Consider the following 16503-nt stretch of genomic DNA (forward strand, 5'->3'; position numbering starts at 1 on the left):
CTCCTCGCTGTTTGTCACGACTATAGTGCGCACGGGTGCGGCGGCAAGCAGGATGCCGACCGACCATTGCAAGGCGATGTCAGAGAGAGCAGGCTGCGTTCCGCCCCGAAAGGCGGTCGCGCTGTTGTCAGCCCTTGACGGCCACCATGAAGATCCGCGGAAAACGCAGCAAGACGCGCCCGTCCGACATCTTCGGGTAAGCCCTTTCGATGCGGCCGAGATAATCTGCCAGAAATGCGCCGCGATGATCCTCGCCGGCGTGATCAAGATAAGGCCGGAGGCCCGTCCCCTTCACCCATTCGACGATCGCGGCGGCATCCGCCATCGGATGATTGTAGGCGGTATGCCAGATGTCGACCCGCGCCGCCTTGGCGATCAGCCGGCTATAGTAGGTCGAGGCCGGCGGCAGTGGCTTGCGGCGAACGCTCTTGGCTTGGAAGGCTGCCTTCCACGGGCCGGCATGAGCGGTTTCTTCCATCAGCAGATGGGTCGGCTCGGTCAGATTGTCAGGCATCTGCACGGCAAGCACACCACCCGGCGCCAGCCCGTCCATCAGGCGATCGAAAATGTCGAGATGGTTGGGTAGCCATTGGAAGACGGCGTTTGCGAAAAGAAGGTCTGCCGGTTCGCTCGGGTGCCAGGTGGCAAGGTCTGCCTCGACAAAGGACGTGCCGGGCATCCGCTTGCGCGCCGCCTCCAGCATGTTCAGGTCGCTGTCCAGTCCGGAAACGCCCTCGGCGCCGAAGCGCTCGACGATCAGCGCGGTCGAGTTGCCGGGACCGCAGCCGAGGTCGACGGCGTGGCGCACCTGTTCGAGTGGCACTTGTGCGAGCAGATCACGTGCGGGACGCGTCCGTTCATCCTCGAATTTGACATATTGGCTGGCAGACCACGCCATGCAATTCTCCTTTGCCTGTTGCAGCTTTCACGGTGCGCCGTGTCGGTGCGCGGCCCTCCATCCGACATCCCTGGAATGCGTTGTGCAGAAGATGGCTGAAATAGCCACGAGCCCAATACAGTCCAGGAACGGCGGCGAGCGCAAGGGCCGTTCACGAAATCGCCGATATCGTCTTTGTGTGACAGTATTTTTTACGAAGAGAAGAGAGGGGCGCCCGTGCTGCAATGCGCGGGCGAATCCAAAGCTGGTCAGGCGGCGAGAATCGTGATGCCGTGCGCATTAGCCGCGGCCTTCATACGCTCCATCGTTTCCTTAGAAGGCACTGCCTTTGGCGGTTCCTGCGAACCTGCGGCCTCCAGGAAGTCCGCCATGTCGCTGTCGACGATCGCCGAGAACACGGCGGCCTCCGGACCCGTATTGGAGTAGGCGTGCGGCTGGTTCGCCTCGATGCGGACGATGTCGCCCGCCGTGGCCTCGAATTCGTCGATGCCTTTCTCGGTCGCGCGCCGGATGGTCAACCGGCCCTCGATGATCCGGAAGACCTCGGGGCTCGCGTGGCGGTGAAGCGGCGTCCGGCTACCCGCCGGCACGGTAATGTCGAAGATATTGAGCCAGGCTCCCTGCAGACGAGCCCGTCGCTCGATCCGATCGCCCAGCACGAAGAACACCTTCGCGCTCGCCTGGGCAGGCGCTTTCACAAATGAGTTGGACATCATGTCTCGCTTTTCTTTTTCTTGGCGGCGAGCCCGTTAGCCCCTTCCGAGGTCGTTGGCAACCCGCTCAAGTTCGTCGCGGTTGGCGCTTGCAGCGTCGTCAGGCATATGGGTGGCGATCCCGGCGGCATCAAGAAGGCGCGTCATATCGCCCCTTTCTGCCGGCCGGTCCCCGGCTGCCGCTTCAGGCCGCAACGCTCTCTTGGGCGCCGTTCCGCGCTGCCAGAATGCGTTTGGCCACTTCGTCCAGAGCCTTTGCGTTGTCCCTTGCAATCGACGCCGCGATCGCCTTCAGCGCTGCGATATTCTCCGGCGAGGCATCATCAAGCGCGTCGTTTTCCCTTTGCGTCAACTGCCGCTCCAGACGGAAGTAATCGAGGCTCTCGACGTTGTCGTCCGTGACGACCGTCGAGTATTCAAGCTCCGTGCCGGTGGGATTGAGCAGCGCATTGGCCTCGTACGAGGCCGTGCTTGCCTGTCCCTGCATCAGAATTGAAATCAAAGGCGTATCGTGCGCCGGATGCATCCAGCCGACTGCGCCCCAGTCCTTCGCCTCCTGATAGGCGACGGGGCGGTTCTGCTGTCCGGTGCCGAGCGACAGGAAGACCAGCCGATCGCCCTGCCACGGCTTCTTGCGGGCCTCGACATAGGCCGCGAGAATGGGGTCATTGGCAAATACGCCGCCATCGATCAATGGCACGAAACGTTCGTCCTGTTTCTTCACGCCGACACGCTCGATCAGCGCTGGCGGAAAATAGGTCGGGGCGGCGGAGGTTGCCCGTGCCGCCTCCCAGTAGCGGAAGTTGCTGTTCCTCTTGTCGGCGTTCGACATGAACAGCGCCGCCCGGTTGCGAATATTGTAGGCTGGAATGAGGACGGTGGAGAGGCCCTTGTCCAGCGTTGCGGTTCCAAGCCGCTGCTTCAGCTTTATCTCGAGCATCTCGGCACTATAGCTCGGATCGTGGAGGCCGAACGGATTGACGACATCGGCGAGCGGCGGCTTTCTGAAGATTTCCGCCCCTTCGTTCACGTAGAGGCTGAGCAGATCGTCGGGCGTGCAGGCCGCCTCGCCGGAATTCGATGGGTGAGGACAGGTCAGACCTGCCGCAATGATGCCGCCGGTCGAGGTGCCCGCAATCAGGTCGAAAGCCCTGTGCAGCGGCAGCCCGTCAAGCCGCCTCGCCAGTTCCACCAGGATTACGGCCGGAATGATGCCACGGATACCGCCGCCATCGATCGAAAGAATAAAACGCGTTGCCATTTGCCCCTCCAGCGCCGGTTCATCCGGTCGTGGAGAGTATGAATTACAACCACAGGAATGCTACAAACTGAAACGCTCTTTTTGATTGAGGTCGGTTGTGAGTGAGCAGCTCAAAACTGTGTAACCACGCTAATCCCGACGCCCTCGGCTCGATCCAGCGTCATCAGGCCCGGGATTGCCTCCTCGAGTGTGATGCGCCGGCCGATCAGCTTTTGCGGCGCGATCTTGCCCGACGTCAGCATCGCCAGCATCGCATCGTAGCGCCAGGCTTGCATCCCATGACTGCCGTAGATCTCCAGCTCGTGGCCGATCACCTGCGCCATAGGGATCTTGGGTGTCGCATATTCGCCGAGCATCAGGCCGATCTGCACGTGCCGCCCGCGCCGGCGCAAGTTCTTGATTGAGTTGAAGCAGGTGACGGGATGGCCGAGCGCGTCGATGGAGACATGCGCGCCGCCCTTGGTGATTTCGCGCACGGCTTCCGCCACATCGGCCACGTTGCTGGCATTGATCGTTGCCACGGCTCCGCATTCGCGCGCAAAAGCAAGCTTCTGATCGGAAAGATCGATGCCGATCGCGTTGGCTCCAAGCGCGCTGGCGATCATGATGGCCGAAAGCCCGACGCCGCCGCAGCCATGCACGGCAATCCATTCGCCGGGGCCGGTGCGCGCCTGATCGGCGACCGCCCGAAATGATGTCGCGAAGCGGCAGCCGAGGCTTGCCGCGGTCGCGTCGTCAACGCTGTCAGGCAGATGCACGAGGTTGGTATCGGCGTAGTCGATCGCGACATATTCGGCAAACGAGCCCCAATGCGTGAAGCCCGGCTGGAACTGGTTGGGGCAGACCTGCTGATTGCCGGAATGGCATTCGCTGCAATGGCCGCAGCCGGACACGAAGGGGACGGTCACGCGATCGCCGACCTTGAAGCGTATGACGCCTTTGCCTGTCGCAACCACCTTGCCGGCAAGTTCATGGCCCGGCACGTGCGGGAGCTTGATGTCGGGATCGTGGCCCATCCAGCCGTGCCAGTCGCTACGGCAAAGCCCTGTCGCGCCGACGGCGATGACAACGCCGTCCTCGCTGGGCGTCGGGTCGGGGAGGGCGCGAATTTCCGGAGCCTTCTCGAAGGCGTCGTAGAACATGGCTTTCATCGATTTCACTCCCCGTCGGTCGCAGCGTTCGCGGCGCATGATGGCACGGCGCCTGCGTTGCTTCCAATCGCGCAATCCATGATTTTCAGTGATAGACCCATCGATGGCGTTCAACACGTCGCGCACGAATATTACTCGCTGCAAACGCTCTTCGCCATTTTCTTGCGTAGGGTTCGGGGGCGCGGATTTCCCCTTGACCGCCTCTCTACAGGGGGATTTTGCTCTTCTGACTTTTTAAGGAGAATGCAATGGCCGTCGATACATCGCCCCGTTCAACCACCTGGACCTACGTTGACGGAGAGTGGCTTCCCGGCAATCCGCCGCTGATCGGACCAACCTCGCACGCGATGTGGCTTGCCTCGACGGTCTTTGACGGCGCCCGGTGGTTCGATGGCATCGCGCCTGATCTCGACCTGCATTGCCAGCGCGTCAATCGCTCGGCGATCAACATGGGCCTGAAGCCGGTCAAGACAGCCGAGGAAATCGAGGCGCTGGCCTGGGAAGGCATCAAGAAGTTCGACGGCAAGACGCCGATTTACATCAAGCCAATGTACTGGGGCGAGCATGGCTCGGCCGGCAGTGTGGTCACGGTCGACGGTGAATCGACCCGCTTCGCACTTTGCCTCTTCGAAGCGCCGCTCGGCAATCATGCGCCGAATTCGCTCACCGTTTCGCCCTACCGCCGTCCATCACCGGAAACGGCAATGACGGATGCAAAGACAGGTTCGCTCTATCCAAACAGCGGTCGCGCCATTGCTGAAGCCAAGAGCCGCGGCTTCGACAACGCGTTGATGCGCGACATGAGCGGCAACGTCGCCGAAACGGCATCCTCCAACATCTTCATGGTCAAGGACGGCATCGTCTCGACGCCGATCGCCAACCGCACCTTCCTGGCCGGCATCACCCGTGCGCGCGTCATCGGCCTCCTGCGCAAGGCGGGCTTCGAGGTGCGAGAAATGACGCTCTCGGTCGAGGATTTCATGAGCGCCGACGAGATCTTCACGACCGGCAACTACTCCAAGGTCGTCGGCATCAGCCGCCTCGACGGCCGCGACTTCCAGCCGGGGCCGGTCACCCGCAAGGCGTTCGAGCTCTACATGGACTGGGCTTTCGGTCGCAGCGAAAGCGACAGCTAAGGCCGTCGCCTTGTTCTGAATACGATGGCCGCGCTTGCCGTGGCCATTCGACCGGCTGTAGGGAGGAAGGCCGAGAACCTATCATTCGAACGACCGAGAAGCCCGCGTCATGATCGTGCGCCCCCGTCCCAGCCTGCTTCAGCTTTTCTTCATTCTCCGCGGCTCCATCATCAAGCAGGTCTTCCCGCAGATTCTGCTGACCGGTTTCATCTCCTCGCTCGTGGTCCTCGTCCATAGCGTTTGGCCAGGCGTCCTGCCGGTCTTCAGCGGCGCTCCCTTCGCGCTGCTCGGTATCGCAATCTCCATCTTCCTCGGCTTCCGCAACAACGCCTGCTATGACCGCTGGTGGGAGGCGCGCAAGCAGTGGGGGCAACTGATCTTTTCAGCGCGCCACTTCGCACGGCAGACACTGATCCTCGAAACGGGGCAGGGCGAGGCCGGGGCGGAGGCACGCAAACGCCTCGTCACCCTCGTCATCGCCTTCATCCAGTCGCTGGTGCCGCACTTACGCCCGGCAGCGGCCGCGAAAAGGTCGAACGCCTGCTATCACCCGAACTGAAGGCCCGCTATCACGCAAGCCGCACGCCGCCGGAGGCGATTTCGCTGGAAATCTCGCGAGAACTTGCCGATCTGCGCGCCAAGAGCATGCTGTCAGACATCTCCTATCAGATACTGGATAAGACGCTTGGCGAGCTGACGCTGGCGCAGGCCTCCTGTGAGCGTATCCGCTGGACGCCGGTGCCATTCGGCTACACGCTGCTGCTGCACCGCACGGCGCACCTCTTCTGCCTGCTGTTGCCGTTCGGCTTCGATGATGTTCTCGGCTGGTTCATGCCGTTTGCCACCGCGCTGGTCGCCTATACCTTCTTCGGCCTAGACGCATTGGGCGACGAACTGGAAGCCCCCTTCGGCAACCAGCCGAACGCGCTGCCGATCGGCGCCCTTGCAGACACGATCGAGATCAATCTGCGCGAAGCGCTGGGAGAGACGGATCTGCCGCCTCTCCCAGTGCCGGTGGACTACCTGCTGATGTAGGCCCTTCGGCGCCCATGCGCCGACATAAATCAGGGCAGGACAGGCGTGCCGGTCCGGTTGGCCGCGGCAAGGTAGACCTCCGGGGCGAAAAAGACGCCGTCCTGTTCGAAGGCCAGCAGTTGCTCGGCCCGCAGCGCCTCTCTCACCCTTGGCCGCTCGCCAACCTGCTTCATGAAAGCGGAAAGCATCGGCCATTGTCTCAGATCGATCGTGAGCCATGGCGACCAGTTCAGGCAGACGAAGAGATAGGCATCTGCCACGGTGAAATTCTCGCCGGTCAAGTAAGGCCCTTTCATATGGCTGCTCAGCCATTCCAGCCGTTTGACGAGTAGGGCGTGAATCTGCTCATGCACGCCGGCATAGGCGGCATCGAAAAACATGACCATCGGTTTGTGCAGCTCCGAGGCGATGAAGTTCAGGTAGGATTGCACCTGGCTGCGCTCGAAGGTACCGGCTGCCGGCAGCATCGATGTTCCCTCGACCGCGCTATCGGCAAGGAACTGCGCGATGACCGGCCCCTCGGTCAACACCTTGCCGTCGTCGAGCACCAGGGCCGGCACATAGCCGTTGCCGTTGATGGAAAGATAGTCGTTGCCATTCTCCGCTCGGTGGGTCGCAGGATCGACGATGATCAGTTCCACATCGATCCCGAGTTCACGGCAAACGATATGCGGCGAAAGCGAACAGGCGGCAGCACGCATGTAAAGTTTCATTGGATTTCCTCCTCCGCAGACCGGCATTGGCGTGCCGGCATCAATTCATTGGACATTTGTACTGTTTCGCATAAAAATATGCTCGTCAAGAATTTAATGCGAAACGGTACAAAAATATGAAGGATGAGAAGAAGCGTGGCCGTCCGCGCGGATTCGATGCGAGCGCCGCGATCGACAAGGCGCGTGAGGTTTTCTGGGATCGGGGATTTTCCGCGGCGTCACTGGACAATCTGAGCGCCGCCACGAGCCTCAATCGGCCGAGCCTCTACAATGCCTTCGGCGACAAGGAGGATCTCTATCTCGACGCGCTGGAGGGCTACCGGGCCGACAGCATGGTTGCGCTCGAGGACGCGCTGGATCCGTCCTTGCCGGTCCGAGAGAATCTGGCGCTGATGTATGATCGTGCGCTTGCGACCTATCTTCACGGCGATACAGCCGCGCGTGGCTGCCTGTTGATCAGCACCGCGACCGTCGAAGCCGTCCGGCACGAGCGGGTGCGCGAGGTGCTGGGCCGCAGCCTTGCTGATTTCGACCGCGCGATAGAAGATCGCCTCGCCCTGGCGGTCGAACGCGGAGAACTGCCGGAGAAGACCGATCCGAAGGCATTGGCCCGCTTGGCGTCGACAATCATGCACTCGCTGGCTGTGCGGGCGCGGGCCGGGGAAACCCGTGAGGCGCTGGAAGCGCTGGCGCGCTCCGGCGTCGATCTTATCTGCGGCGCGCCGTGACGGCTCGCGGTCGCACCAGCCAGGCATAGGCCGAACCGGCAATCAAAAGCACGCAGGTCCCGAGAAAGACCGCCCGCATGCCGATGTGACCGCCGACGAAGCCGCCGAGCACCGGGCCGGCGACCTGGCCGACATATTGCGACGACACTGAAAGCCCGAGGATGCTGCCCGCCGCACTGTCCGGTACGCTATGACGGATGACCGCTGAGATGCAGGGCAGAAGCCCACCGAGCGCGATCCCCATCAGGAAGCGCAGGATGATCAGCTGCCAGGAACTGGTCACGAATGCCTGCGGGATCAACAGGACGCCGGCAACGGCAAGTGCGCCTGCTATAACGGGCCAGTGGCCGATCCGGTCGGCGAGCTTGCCGAGCCGCGAGGCTGACAGAATGCTTCCGAGCGCGGCCGCCGACATGACGATGCCCGCGATCATTGTCACCCTGCGCGGGTCTTCCGCCAGTTGCGCGACATAAACGGTGATGATCGGCTCGATCGACATGTTGGCGAGCATCAGCAGCATGCCGGTCGCGAGCATCGCGATGACAGGGCGCTTGTCCGGGATCGAGGCCCAGCCGCCACTCGCCTTTGCGGCCTGTTTGCGGGCAGGGGACTTCTCTTCCTTGATCAGGAAAGTGGTGGCGAGAAACGCCAGGAAGATCATCGCGCCGGCGGCAAGGAAGGTGTTGCGGATGCCAATCAGCGGCGGCAGCGCGCCGCCGATCAGCGGCCCAACGAGGTTGCCAGCCATGATGCCGGACGAGAGCATGCCGAGCGCCCAGGCGGATCGACCCTTCGGCGTCTGGGTGGCGACCAATACCATCGAGCCGGACGAATAGCCGCCGGCAAGGCCGACGAACAGGCGCAGCGCCACCAGCTGCCAGACATTGTCGGCCATCCCCATCAGCGAGATGGCGACCGTCATCCCGGCGCTGGCGCGCACCAGCATCAGCTTGCGTCCGTAGATATCGCCGAGCCGGCCCCAGAGCGGCGCCACGAAAGCGGCAGCCAAAAAGGTCGCGCCATAGGCGATGCCCGACCATTGCACGATCGCTGCATGGTCGCTGACACCAAGCTCCTCGACATAGAGCGGCAGGAAGGGCAGCAGCAACGTCATGGCGACGATCGTCGTGAACGAGCCGAGCAGCGAAATGACCAGATTGCGCTTCCAGTATATCGAGCCGCTGTCGACGACGGCGGCGTCCCATTTGGTATCGGTCATTTCATGGCCTTTGCATTGATCGTATAGGTCAGTTCAGCCGCGCGGGAGGCAAGTATGTCCCTTTGCGGCGGCAAGGAAATCGGCGCGGGTGAAGGCGTCGGGAAGCGTGAGCCGGTCGGTGTCGAGCGCAAGGCGGTTGCCCCGCGGTGGATGCGCAGATCTTTCCGGGGTGGGTACACGCCCATATAGCTCCCTCGCGGACCATCCATCAAGGCGGCTTCGAAGCCGTTTTGTCGGCGCCGTGGTGTTCGTTGGTCTCCGATGCAACCCGCGCCGCAAGCCTCCACCATCAGCCCCTTCGCCAGCCGATTCCCGGCCGCGGTTGCGCAGAGCGGTTCCCTCTGCTATAAACTGATTGCAAATTGCAATCGGAAATAAAAGGAAGGACCGGTGCAATGGCAGGCGATGACACACGACGCGAGGGCATCGTTCGCGGCCTTTATGCGGCCTACATCGACGGCCGCAAGGATGATGCCGGTGCAATGCTGACGGAGGATTTCAGCTTCTCCAGCCCGCGCGACGATCGTATCGATCGGATCGAATATTTCAGCCGCTGCTGGCCCGAGCCGCCACCGTTTCGCGACATGGAGATCGAATACCTCCAGATTGCGGGCGACGAGGCCGTGGTTCGCTACCGCGCCGAAAAGCATGACGGCGGCGCGTTCCGCAACATGGAGGTTCTGCGTTTCAGGGGCGACAAGGTCGCCTCCGTGGACGTTTATTTCGGTCGCAACGTCTAGCGCTTGGAAGACAACTCGGCAAAGGCGCGACCGACCCTCGAAATGCCCTAGCGCCAGCTTGGGTCAGACGGGGTCTTGCGGCCGCAGCCTCGATCGGGCTCGCGCCGCAGCCGGCGTTGCAGGCCGGTCGTCAATCCGTTATACAGCCTGCGTCGGAAAAGGCAGACTTGGTTTGGTAAGCCCAAGTCCTTTCGGAAACGAAAGCTCTGGCCTCCTGCCTCGTGCATGAGATCCCCCACGACGAGCATCGGGCCGCTCAGGCGGTGCCGATTGTTCGTCCGTGTGGTTCTCGCGTCGATGAACCGCTCCGGGTCGAACACCAACAAAGGAGCAGTTCATGCACAACAGCCAATCGACCATCTATGACGTCGTGATCGCCGGAGCCGGCCCTGTCGGCCTATTTCTCGCCTGCGAGCTGCGGCTTGCGGACCTCTCGGTCTTGGTGCTGGAGCAGGCCGTAGACCCGATTTCGCCCTTGAAGCGCCTTCCATTCGGAATGCGCGGCCTTTCGGCCCTCACCATCGACGCCCTCTACCGCCGCGGATTGCTGGACGACATCACCACGCCGCAGCCTGCACAGGACAAGTCGGACAGCCGAAGCGCTCTGGCAGCCGCGCATTGGATGCAACAGCCGCGCCGACCGGCGGGCCATTTCGCCGGTATCCAATTCTACCACGACAATATCGATACCTCGAAGTGGCAGTATCGTCTGCCAAGTCCGGCCGGCACCAGCATGGTGATCGAAATGGAGCGCCTCGAAGCCGTCTTGGCCGCCCGCGCAACCGCAATGGGCGTCGAGATCCGGCGCGGATTCGGCGTCGAAGACCTCGATCAGTCCGGCGAAAACGTCAGAGTCCGCGCCGGTGGCGAAAGCTTCGACGGACGCTGGCTCGTCGGTTGCGATGGTGGCCGCAGCACCGTGCGCAAGGCCGCCGGCTTTGAGTTCGTCGGTACCGATCCCGAGTTCACCGGCTATTCCGTCGAGGTCGAAATGGCCGATCCGGACAAGCTCCAGCTCGGCCGTCACTATACGCCGACGGGCATGTACACCTACTCCCGCCCGGGGACTGTCGCGATGGTCGAGTTTGACGGGGGTGCTTTCCACCGCACGCAACCGATTACGCTCGAGCATGTGCAGGCGGTTTTGCGCTGGATCTCCGGTGCCGACGTGATGATAACAGCACTCCAGCTTGCCACCACCTGGACGGATCGCGCCCATCAGGCGACAAAGTACCGCAACGGGCGAGTGCTGCTCGCCGGCGACGCGGCGCACGTCCATTCCCCGCTGGGCGGCCAAGGCCTCAACCTCGGGCTTGGCGACGCGATGAACCTCGGATGGAAGCTTGCCGCCACCATCCGCGGCGATGCGGCGGACGGCCTGCTCGACAGCTATGCAAGCGAGCGGCACCCTGTTGGGGCGCAGGTCCTCGACTGGTCGCGCGCCCAGGTCGCGCTCATGCGGCCGAACCGCAGTTCGCGGGCGCTCGAAGCCATCATCCGTGACGTGATCGAAACTCGAGACGGGGCGACTTACTTCGCGGAGCGGGTATCGGGCGTTTCTCTCCGCCAGGATCTTGGCGGCGGCCACCCGCTGGTCGGTCGTAGCACGCCCGACTTCGAGTTCGCCGACGGGACGAAACTCGGCGAACTCCTCAGGCGCGGGCAGGGCCTGCTGCTGGACTTTGGCCCTGGCTCTCCCCTTCAAGCCTTGGCGAGCGGTTGGAGTGAACGCATGACCTATGTCGCGGGCACCCCGAAGGATCCGCTGGGATTGAGTGCTTTGCTCGTGCGCCCGGATGGCGTCGTCGCCTGGGCCTCGGACACTGCCCCTGACTTTGAGGACGCTAAAGAGGCCATCTCGCGATGGTTCGGTGAAGCAAAGCCGGTTGCTGAATCTGCCTGAGGCCTTGTCCTCTAACGCCGCGCCCGGCAGAGCCGCAATCGCTTGCAGCCGCGCGAACTCAGCGATCGCCCGCCCTCACGGCCCATGAGGTGGTATCGTGATCGGGATGCTGGTTGTTACTCTCCTTGATTGCTGCGGCCCAGTCGGCGCCGTTGTTTTCGGTCACACCGGCGTTTTCGATGCCCGTGATCGTATCGAACCATGCCACCATGTTCTCGGTGCACGTGTTGGCAAGCGGCGGGAATGCGTGCGGATCGTCAAGCGAACCTATCATCAGGTTGGTGCGACCGTTTTCGAGGTGGTGGAAAAACAATGGCGTTCCGCAATTGGCGCAGAAGCCGCGCTCGACAAGCTCCGAGCTCTTCCAGACGCTCGGCCTGCCGCGTGTCCAGGTGAGCGCGTCATCGGGTGCGGCGACGAGCGCCGCAAAGATGCTGCCCGAAGCTTTCTGGCACATGCGGCAATGGCAGAGATGCGAATTGTCGAGCATTGCGGTTGCGTGGTAGCGCACCGCACCGCATTGGCAGCCGCCGCTCACCTCCCTGTCGATGCGTTTCATTTTCTCTCCTCTTCCAAGAGGCCGGTCAGGCCCAATCGCTTTTAGGTTTTCGCCGCGATCTCGACTGTTCCGGGGACTCGCCCGTTGTCCGACCGCCCGTTTGCGCCGCAAGGCTCCCGAAGCTTCGCACTCCAGCCGATTGCACCCGTGAACATAGCGAGTGGTGCCGTGGCGTGATAGGTGTTGCACTTGGATCAAGCACAGCAGCCAACTGAACTCCTAGCAAAGGACAGATGCCATGCGAGACCAGATGCGCCCGCTCCAACCAGGGGAATACGCACCCGCCTTCGCACTTCCGTCGGCAAATCAAGAGGGAACGGTTTCTCTTGCCAGCCTTCACGGTCACCCGTTTCTGATCGCCTTCTTCCGCGGGTTGCACTGTCCGTTCTGCCGGCGTCAGGTCGGACAACTCGGTAGTCTACAGCCTGCCCTGCGCGCCGCGGGGGTGGAAACGGTTGCCGTGATCAACACGCCGGTGGAGCGCGCCCGCGTATATTTCGACCACCGGCCGACGCCGGCCGTGCTGCTATGTGACCAGGATTGCTCCACGCACCGGGCCTTTGGTGTGCCGTACGGTGAGTTCCTCCCCGAGGGCAGCTCCGAGAAACCAGTATGGCCCTATCGGGCAAGCATGGAGCAATTCGAGGCCGCTCGCATCAACCCCACGGGCGAACTGCCGGACGCGCTACATCCGATGGCGGCTAATGCCTTACTCAACGCCCAGGACGGCTTCGAGCTTACTGAGGTTGACCATGCCACCTTCGCAAGCCACCCCACACAGCTTGTCGGACACTTCCTCATCGACGGCGATGGCATCATTCGCTGGGTGCAAATTGAAGCGCGCGACGGGCCTGACAGCCTCTGCACCTTTCCAAACGCGGCGGAAATGCTCGCCGCTGCCAGCAGTCTCCGACGTTGAAGGCATGGTATCTCCGACATTCGTCAAGCATGGATCAGCTCATCGGGCGGGAAGGATTTTGACCGCTGATGGCGGGGTGTCAGTTTGGAGTTCAATCGGATCAGATGCTCGTGCGCTTGGGCCGACAATCGACATGCCGTTTTGCGCCAAAGGCAACGAGCTGAAACTATCCGGTAATCGCTCCTTCGTTAGCCGGTCTGGCGAGCGCTGCAAATTTTGCGAGCACCCCTTTGGTGTACCTGGGATTGGGTTGTCTCCAAAGCGCGCGCCGTCGCGCGATTTCCTCCTCGTCCACCTCAAGCTGAAGCAGCTTGCGACGCGCGTCGATGGTAATCATGTCGCCCTCTTGAACAAGCGCGATTGTCCCTCCGACAAATGCCTCAGGTGTAACGTGGCCAACGACCATTCCCCAGGTCCCACCCGAGAACCGGCCGTCGGTGATAAGGCCCACGCTGTCGCCAAGTCCACGACCGATGATCGCAGATGTCGGAGCGAGCATTTCAGGCATGCCGGGGCCGCCCTTCGGGCCGAGATAGCGCAAAACCAATATGTCGCCCGGCCGAATGTTGTCAGACAAAATGGCATCCATGGCCGATTGCTCATCTTCGAAAACACGCGCCGGGCCGGCAATTGCAAGCTTTTTCAAACCACTGATCTTTGCGACCGCCCCATCCTCGGCCAGATTGCCTTTGAGGATTGCAAGATGGCCCTCGCTATAAAGCGGGGCATTCAAGGTTCGAATGACAGATTGGTCCGCACGAGGTTGATCTGCCAACCCTTTGAGTTCTTCGGCAATAGTGCGGCCGGTGACGGTGAGACAATCGCCGTGCAATAGGCCCGCATTGAGTAGCAGCTTCAGCACCTGAGGAATGCCTCCGGCTTGATGGAGATCAACCGCCATGTATTTTCCGGACGGTTTGAGATCGCAGATGACCGGTACTTTCCTGCGTATCCGCTCGAAATCGTCGAGGGACCATTCGACTTCTGCTGCGTGCGCGATCGCGAGATAGTGGAGGACGGCATTGGTCGAGCCGCCTGTAGCCATGATCAGGGCGACCGCATTTTCGATAGCTTTGCGCGTAACGATATCGCGAGGTTTGATGCCTTTTTTGACGGCCTCGACCAGCACGCTCGCAGATAGAGACGCGCTATCGATCTTCTCCTGGTCGGTGTTTGCCATGTTGGAAGAATAGAGTAGCGACATACCCAGCGCCTCGAACGACGAACTCATGGTGTTCGCCGTGTACATTCCACCGCACGAACCAGTTGAGGGGCAGGCGTTGCGTTCGATCCCGACAAAATCTTCCTCGCTCATGTTTCCCGCCATGAACGCGCCTACGGCCTCAAAGGAGGAAACAATGGATAGCTCTTGCCCCTTCCATCTACCCGGTTTGATCGTCCCGCCGTAAACATAAATTGCAGGAACGTTTGCTCGAAGGATGCCGATCATCCCACCCGGCATATTCTTGTCGCAACCGCCGATGACGAGGACCCCGTCCATCCATTGCCCCTGGACCGCCGTCTCGATGCAATCTGCGATCACTTCGCGGGAAACCAAGGAGTATTTCATGCCCTCAGTGCCCATGGACATTCCATCAGATATCGTCGGCGTTCCGAAGACTTGAGGGTTGGCACCTGCCGCCTTGATCGATGCGATCGCCGCATCCGCCAGCGGCTGTAGTCCTGCGTTGCAGGGCGTGATCGTCGAGTGCCCGTTTGCAATGCCGATCATTGGCTTGTCGAAATCCGCTTTCTCATAACCGAGCGCGTAATACATCGCGCGATTGGGCGAGCGCGCCACCCCCTCGGTAATATGCTTTGACCTGTCGTTAAAGGGCATCGCACTCCTCCGGCTTCGGTTTGGAGAGGGGACTAAATGAAGTCATACCATAGATCGCGGGAAGCCGTTTTTCTTTCGGCTGTCCGAAGGATTGAAATGGACAAGCAGCAGCCGATACCTCAGGGCCGCACAGAACCAAAGGCAGCCATCACGGTTCTGGTCTCTCCGCACTTCGACAGGATATCGTCGATAACGGAGGCGAGCGGCGCAGTGGCGTCAATGGCCGTCGCGTTTCTGGGAACGTCTTCTTTCGTCGCATGCAGTCGCATGATCACCTCTTGTTCCGCGGACTTTGCGCCAAACTCGTCTTCGGGTCTGCCGGCGAGCCGCCTCTTCAGCGTGTCCAAATCGACGTCGAGAACGAAAACTTCGTCAAACAGGTCGATGAAATGATGAAAATTCCTCGAACCGCCGCAGAAGAAAGAGATCGGGTGGCTTTGATCGGCCACCAAAGATTTGACTTTGTCGATGTCCCAAAGATGGTGCTTGTGGCCGAAGGCGACATCCAGAACGTTCTGCCTATGCGCTGAGCCATCCAGTGGTTCACCCGTCTCAGGGTCGCCTTGATATGCGAGTTCACGATCACCGTGAATGACATGATAACCGCGCTGCTGCAGTCCGGTGGCGATTGAGGTCTTGCCAGTGCCGGACACGCCTTCGATCAAAAAGTTCCTGATACCCATTCGGTCTCGCTCGATGAACCACCTGCCCGTGGACATCACTTAGCACGCAGAGGCACCGTTTTCTAATGGGCTGCCCAAAGCCCCGTATCAAGCGAAGACACACTCGATTTGGCCAAGTGGGCCGAAGTCGGCTGCGAGGTGCTGGCCCAAAATCTCATAGTGGCGCTGCCACTGAACGCGACGCTTATGCGACACTTATTTTTGGCGGTTCGTCACCGTATCGATTTCATACGCCGGGCCATGCAACGCTCATTCCATTGATTTGTCTGATGGAGGCAGGAATGTTCGGTCGATACGTCCATTATCTTGCAAAAGAGCGTGACATCATTCCCGGACTCTATCAGAGGCGGCAGGTCGGTCCGCAATTTCGTCAGGTCCTCGTGGCCACCGGGGTGGTCCTGGTGGCGCTGCTTGGATTGATCGCCGCACGTCTTGTCGCATAAGCCGGTATCCTCGCCAGTCCATCCGGGGCGTGATCATGATGACAGAGTCGATGGCCGCTTTGGGGGCTTATCGTCTTCCACTGATGCGTCGCATATCGACAACGCGCCCATCGTGTTGCCGCACGGCAATCTCGAAGCGGCTACCGCCTCTCCAGGCACGATAGACGAAGAAACGACTGCGGCAGTCGATCCGCCTGACATCTCTAAAACCGCGGTTGCGGAGCAGCCTCTCGCCCTCACTGCAGGTAATTCCCCTGCCTCTATTGAGATTGGTGCCAATGTTGATGGTGATATTGGTCTGTGCGCTTGCTTCGGTCGGCACGGATATTGTTGGGGCGCAGAGGCCGAAAGCCAGCGCAAGTGACAGGAACAGCGATCTAGGCAAGGCATCCTCCCCTTACACAGCGTGCTCCGACGCACGACGCTCGTTTTTCCCGGTGAACTGTACAACCGTGGCGGTCGCAGCGGTAGAAGCGAAAGCGGACATCATGCGCGATTGGGTTTTCAATTTCTGCTAGACTGTCTGGGCCGCGTGTTGTTACGGCGCAAGTTAACCGAGGGA

General features: G+C 61.2%; 17 protein-coding genes and 1 pseudogene. 8 read left to right on the forward strand and 10 right to left on the reverse strand.

Going from position 1 to position 16503, the window contains the following annotated elements; all coding sequences use genetic code 11:
- Positions 1 to 127: 127 nt before the first annotated feature.
- The 4 genes from tam to RGCCGE502_RS05570 form a co-directional block, all read right to left on the reverse strand.
- A complete protein-coding gene (tam, locus tag RGCCGE502_RS05555; protein ID WP_016553181.1) occupies positions 128 to 898 on the reverse strand; it encodes a trans-aconitate 2-methyltransferase in 771 nt (256 codons plus the stop codon).
- 248 nt (positions 899 to 1146) lie between these two features.
- The gene (locus RGCCGE502_RS05560) at positions 1147 to 1614 is read right to left on the reverse strand and encodes a cupin domain-containing protein (protein WP_016553182.1); all 468 of its coding nucleotides are present in this window, start codon (positions 1612 to 1614) and stop codon (positions 1147 to 1149) included.
- A gap of 181 nt (positions 1615 to 1795) precedes the next feature.
- The gene (locus RGCCGE502_RS05565) at positions 1796 to 2872 is read right to left on the reverse strand and encodes a patatin-like phospholipase family protein (protein ID WP_016553183.1); all 1077 of its coding nucleotides are present in this window, start codon (positions 2870 to 2872) and stop codon (positions 1796 to 1798) included.
- Positions 2873 to 2982: 110 nt separating this feature from the next.
- Positions 2983 to 4023: a zinc-dependent alcohol dehydrogenase family protein gene (locus tag RGCCGE502_RS05570; RefSeq protein WP_016553184.1), complete on the reverse strand. Its 1041-nt coding sequence runs from the start codon at positions 4021 to 4023 to the stop codon at positions 2983 to 2985.
- Positions 4024 to 4271: 248 nt separating this feature from the next.
- On the opposite strand from RGCCGE502_RS05570, the gene RGCCGE502_RS05575 reads away from it, so the two are divergent.
- Both RGCCGE502_RS05575 and RGCCGE502_RS05580 read left to right on the forward strand, forming a co-directional pair.
- Positions 4272 to 5159, forward strand: a complete 888-nt coding sequence (locus RGCCGE502_RS05575) for a branched-chain amino acid aminotransferase (protein ID WP_016553185.1) — start codon at positions 4272 to 4274, stop codon at positions 5157 to 5159.
- A gap of 109 nt (positions 5160 to 5268) precedes the next feature.
- Positions 5269 to 6194 (forward strand): annotated as a pseudogene (locus RGCCGE502_RS05580) (bestrophin family protein).
- A gap of 29 nt (positions 6195 to 6223) precedes the next feature.
- Here the strand turns inward: RGCCGE502_RS05580 and RGCCGE502_RS05585 are convergent.
- The gene (locus tag RGCCGE502_RS05585; RefSeq protein WP_016553186.1) at positions 6224 to 6907 is read right to left on the reverse strand and encodes a glutathione S-transferase N-terminal domain-containing protein; all 684 of its coding nucleotides are present in this window, start codon (positions 6905 to 6907) and stop codon (positions 6224 to 6226) included.
- A 116-nt stretch (positions 6908 to 7023) separates the two neighbouring features.
- On the opposite strand from RGCCGE502_RS05585, the gene RGCCGE502_RS05590 reads away from it, so the two are divergent.
- Entirely contained in the window at positions 7024 to 7635 is a 612-nt protein-coding gene (locus RGCCGE502_RS05590; RefSeq protein ID WP_016553187.1) for a TetR/AcrR family transcriptional regulator, read from the forward strand.
- On the opposite strand, the gene RGCCGE502_RS05595 is transcribed toward RGCCGE502_RS05590, so the two are convergent.
- Positions 7616 to 8854, reverse strand: coding sequence for a multidrug efflux MFS transporter (locus tag RGCCGE502_RS05595; RefSeq protein WP_016553188.1), 1239 nt, complete (start codon positions 8852 to 8854; stop codon positions 7616 to 7618). The two genes, RGCCGE502_RS05590 and RGCCGE502_RS05595, sit on opposite strands and share 20 nt — an antisense overlap.
- Positions 8855 to 8908: 54 nt before the next feature.
- On the opposite strand from RGCCGE502_RS05595, the gene RGCCGE502_RS38700 reads away from it, so the two are divergent.
- From RGCCGE502_RS38700 to RGCCGE502_RS05610, 3 genes are all read left to right on the forward strand, one after another.
- Positions 8909 to 9043: a hypothetical protein gene (locus RGCCGE502_RS38700; RefSeq protein ID WP_280114291.1), complete on the forward strand. Its 135-nt coding sequence runs from the start codon at positions 8909 to 8911 to the stop codon at positions 9041 to 9043.
- Between the two features lie 206 nt (positions 9044 to 9249).
- Positions 9250 to 9594, forward strand: coding sequence for a nuclear transport factor 2 family protein (locus tag RGCCGE502_RS05605; RefSeq protein ID WP_016553190.1), 345 nt, complete (start codon positions 9250 to 9252; stop codon positions 9592 to 9594).
- 337 nt (positions 9595 to 9931) lie between these two features.
- The gene (locus RGCCGE502_RS05610; RefSeq protein ID WP_016553191.1) at positions 9932 to 11497 is read left to right on the forward strand and encodes an FAD-dependent monooxygenase; all 1566 of its coding nucleotides are present in this window, start codon (positions 9932 to 9934) and stop codon (positions 11495 to 11497) included.
- Between the two features lie 58 nt (positions 11498 to 11555).
- Here RGCCGE502_RS05610 and RGCCGE502_RS05615 read toward each other — a convergent pair whose 3' ends face one another.
- A complete protein-coding gene (locus RGCCGE502_RS05615; RefSeq protein WP_016553192.1) occupies positions 11556 to 12056 on the reverse strand; it encodes a GFA family protein in 501 nt (166 codons plus the stop codon).
- A 238-nt stretch (positions 12057 to 12294) separates the two neighbouring features.
- Between RGCCGE502_RS05615 and RGCCGE502_RS05620 the strand changes: the two genes are divergently transcribed.
- Positions 12295 to 12975 (forward strand): peroxiredoxin-like family protein, encoded by a 681-nt coding sequence (locus RGCCGE502_RS05620; RefSeq protein ID WP_016553193.1) that lies wholly within the window; start codon positions 12295 to 12297, stop codon positions 12973 to 12975.
- Positions 12976 to 13141: 166 nt separating this feature from the next.
- Here the strand turns inward: RGCCGE502_RS05620 and ilvD are convergent, their stop codons facing one another.
- Both ilvD and RGCCGE502_RS05630 read right to left on the reverse strand, forming a co-directional pair.
- Entirely contained in the window at positions 13142 to 14815 is a 1674-nt protein-coding gene (gene ilvD / locus RGCCGE502_RS05625) for a dihydroxy-acid dehydratase (protein ID WP_016553194.1), read from the reverse strand.
- Between the two features lie 119 nt (positions 14816 to 14934).
- Positions 14935 to 15498, reverse strand: a complete 564-nt coding sequence (locus tag RGCCGE502_RS05630) for a DEAD/DEAH box helicase family protein (RefSeq protein ID WP_016553195.1) — start codon at positions 15496 to 15498, stop codon at positions 14935 to 14937.
- A gap of 281 nt (positions 15499 to 15779) precedes the next feature.
- On the opposite strand from RGCCGE502_RS05630, the gene RGCCGE502_RS37130 reads away from it, so the two are divergent.
- Entirely contained in the window at positions 15780 to 15941 is a 162-nt protein-coding gene (locus RGCCGE502_RS37130; RefSeq protein ID WP_019279714.1) for a hypothetical protein, read from the forward strand.
- A gap of 67 nt (positions 15942 to 16008) precedes the next feature.
- Here the strand turns inward: RGCCGE502_RS37130 and RGCCGE502_RS35190 are convergent, their stop codons facing one another.
- Complete coding sequence (locus tag RGCCGE502_RS35190) at positions 16009 to 16326, reverse strand: hypothetical protein (protein WP_016553196.1); 318 nt, start codon at positions 16324 to 16326, stop codon at positions 16009 to 16011.
- Positions 16327 to 16503 lie beyond the last annotated feature (177 nt).

This window comes from Rhizobium grahamii CCGE 502 (genome assembly GCF_000298315.2).
In the GTDB taxonomy this organism is placed as follows: domain Bacteria; phylum Pseudomonadota; class Alphaproteobacteria; order Rhizobiales; family Rhizobiaceae; genus Rhizobium; species Rhizobium grahamii.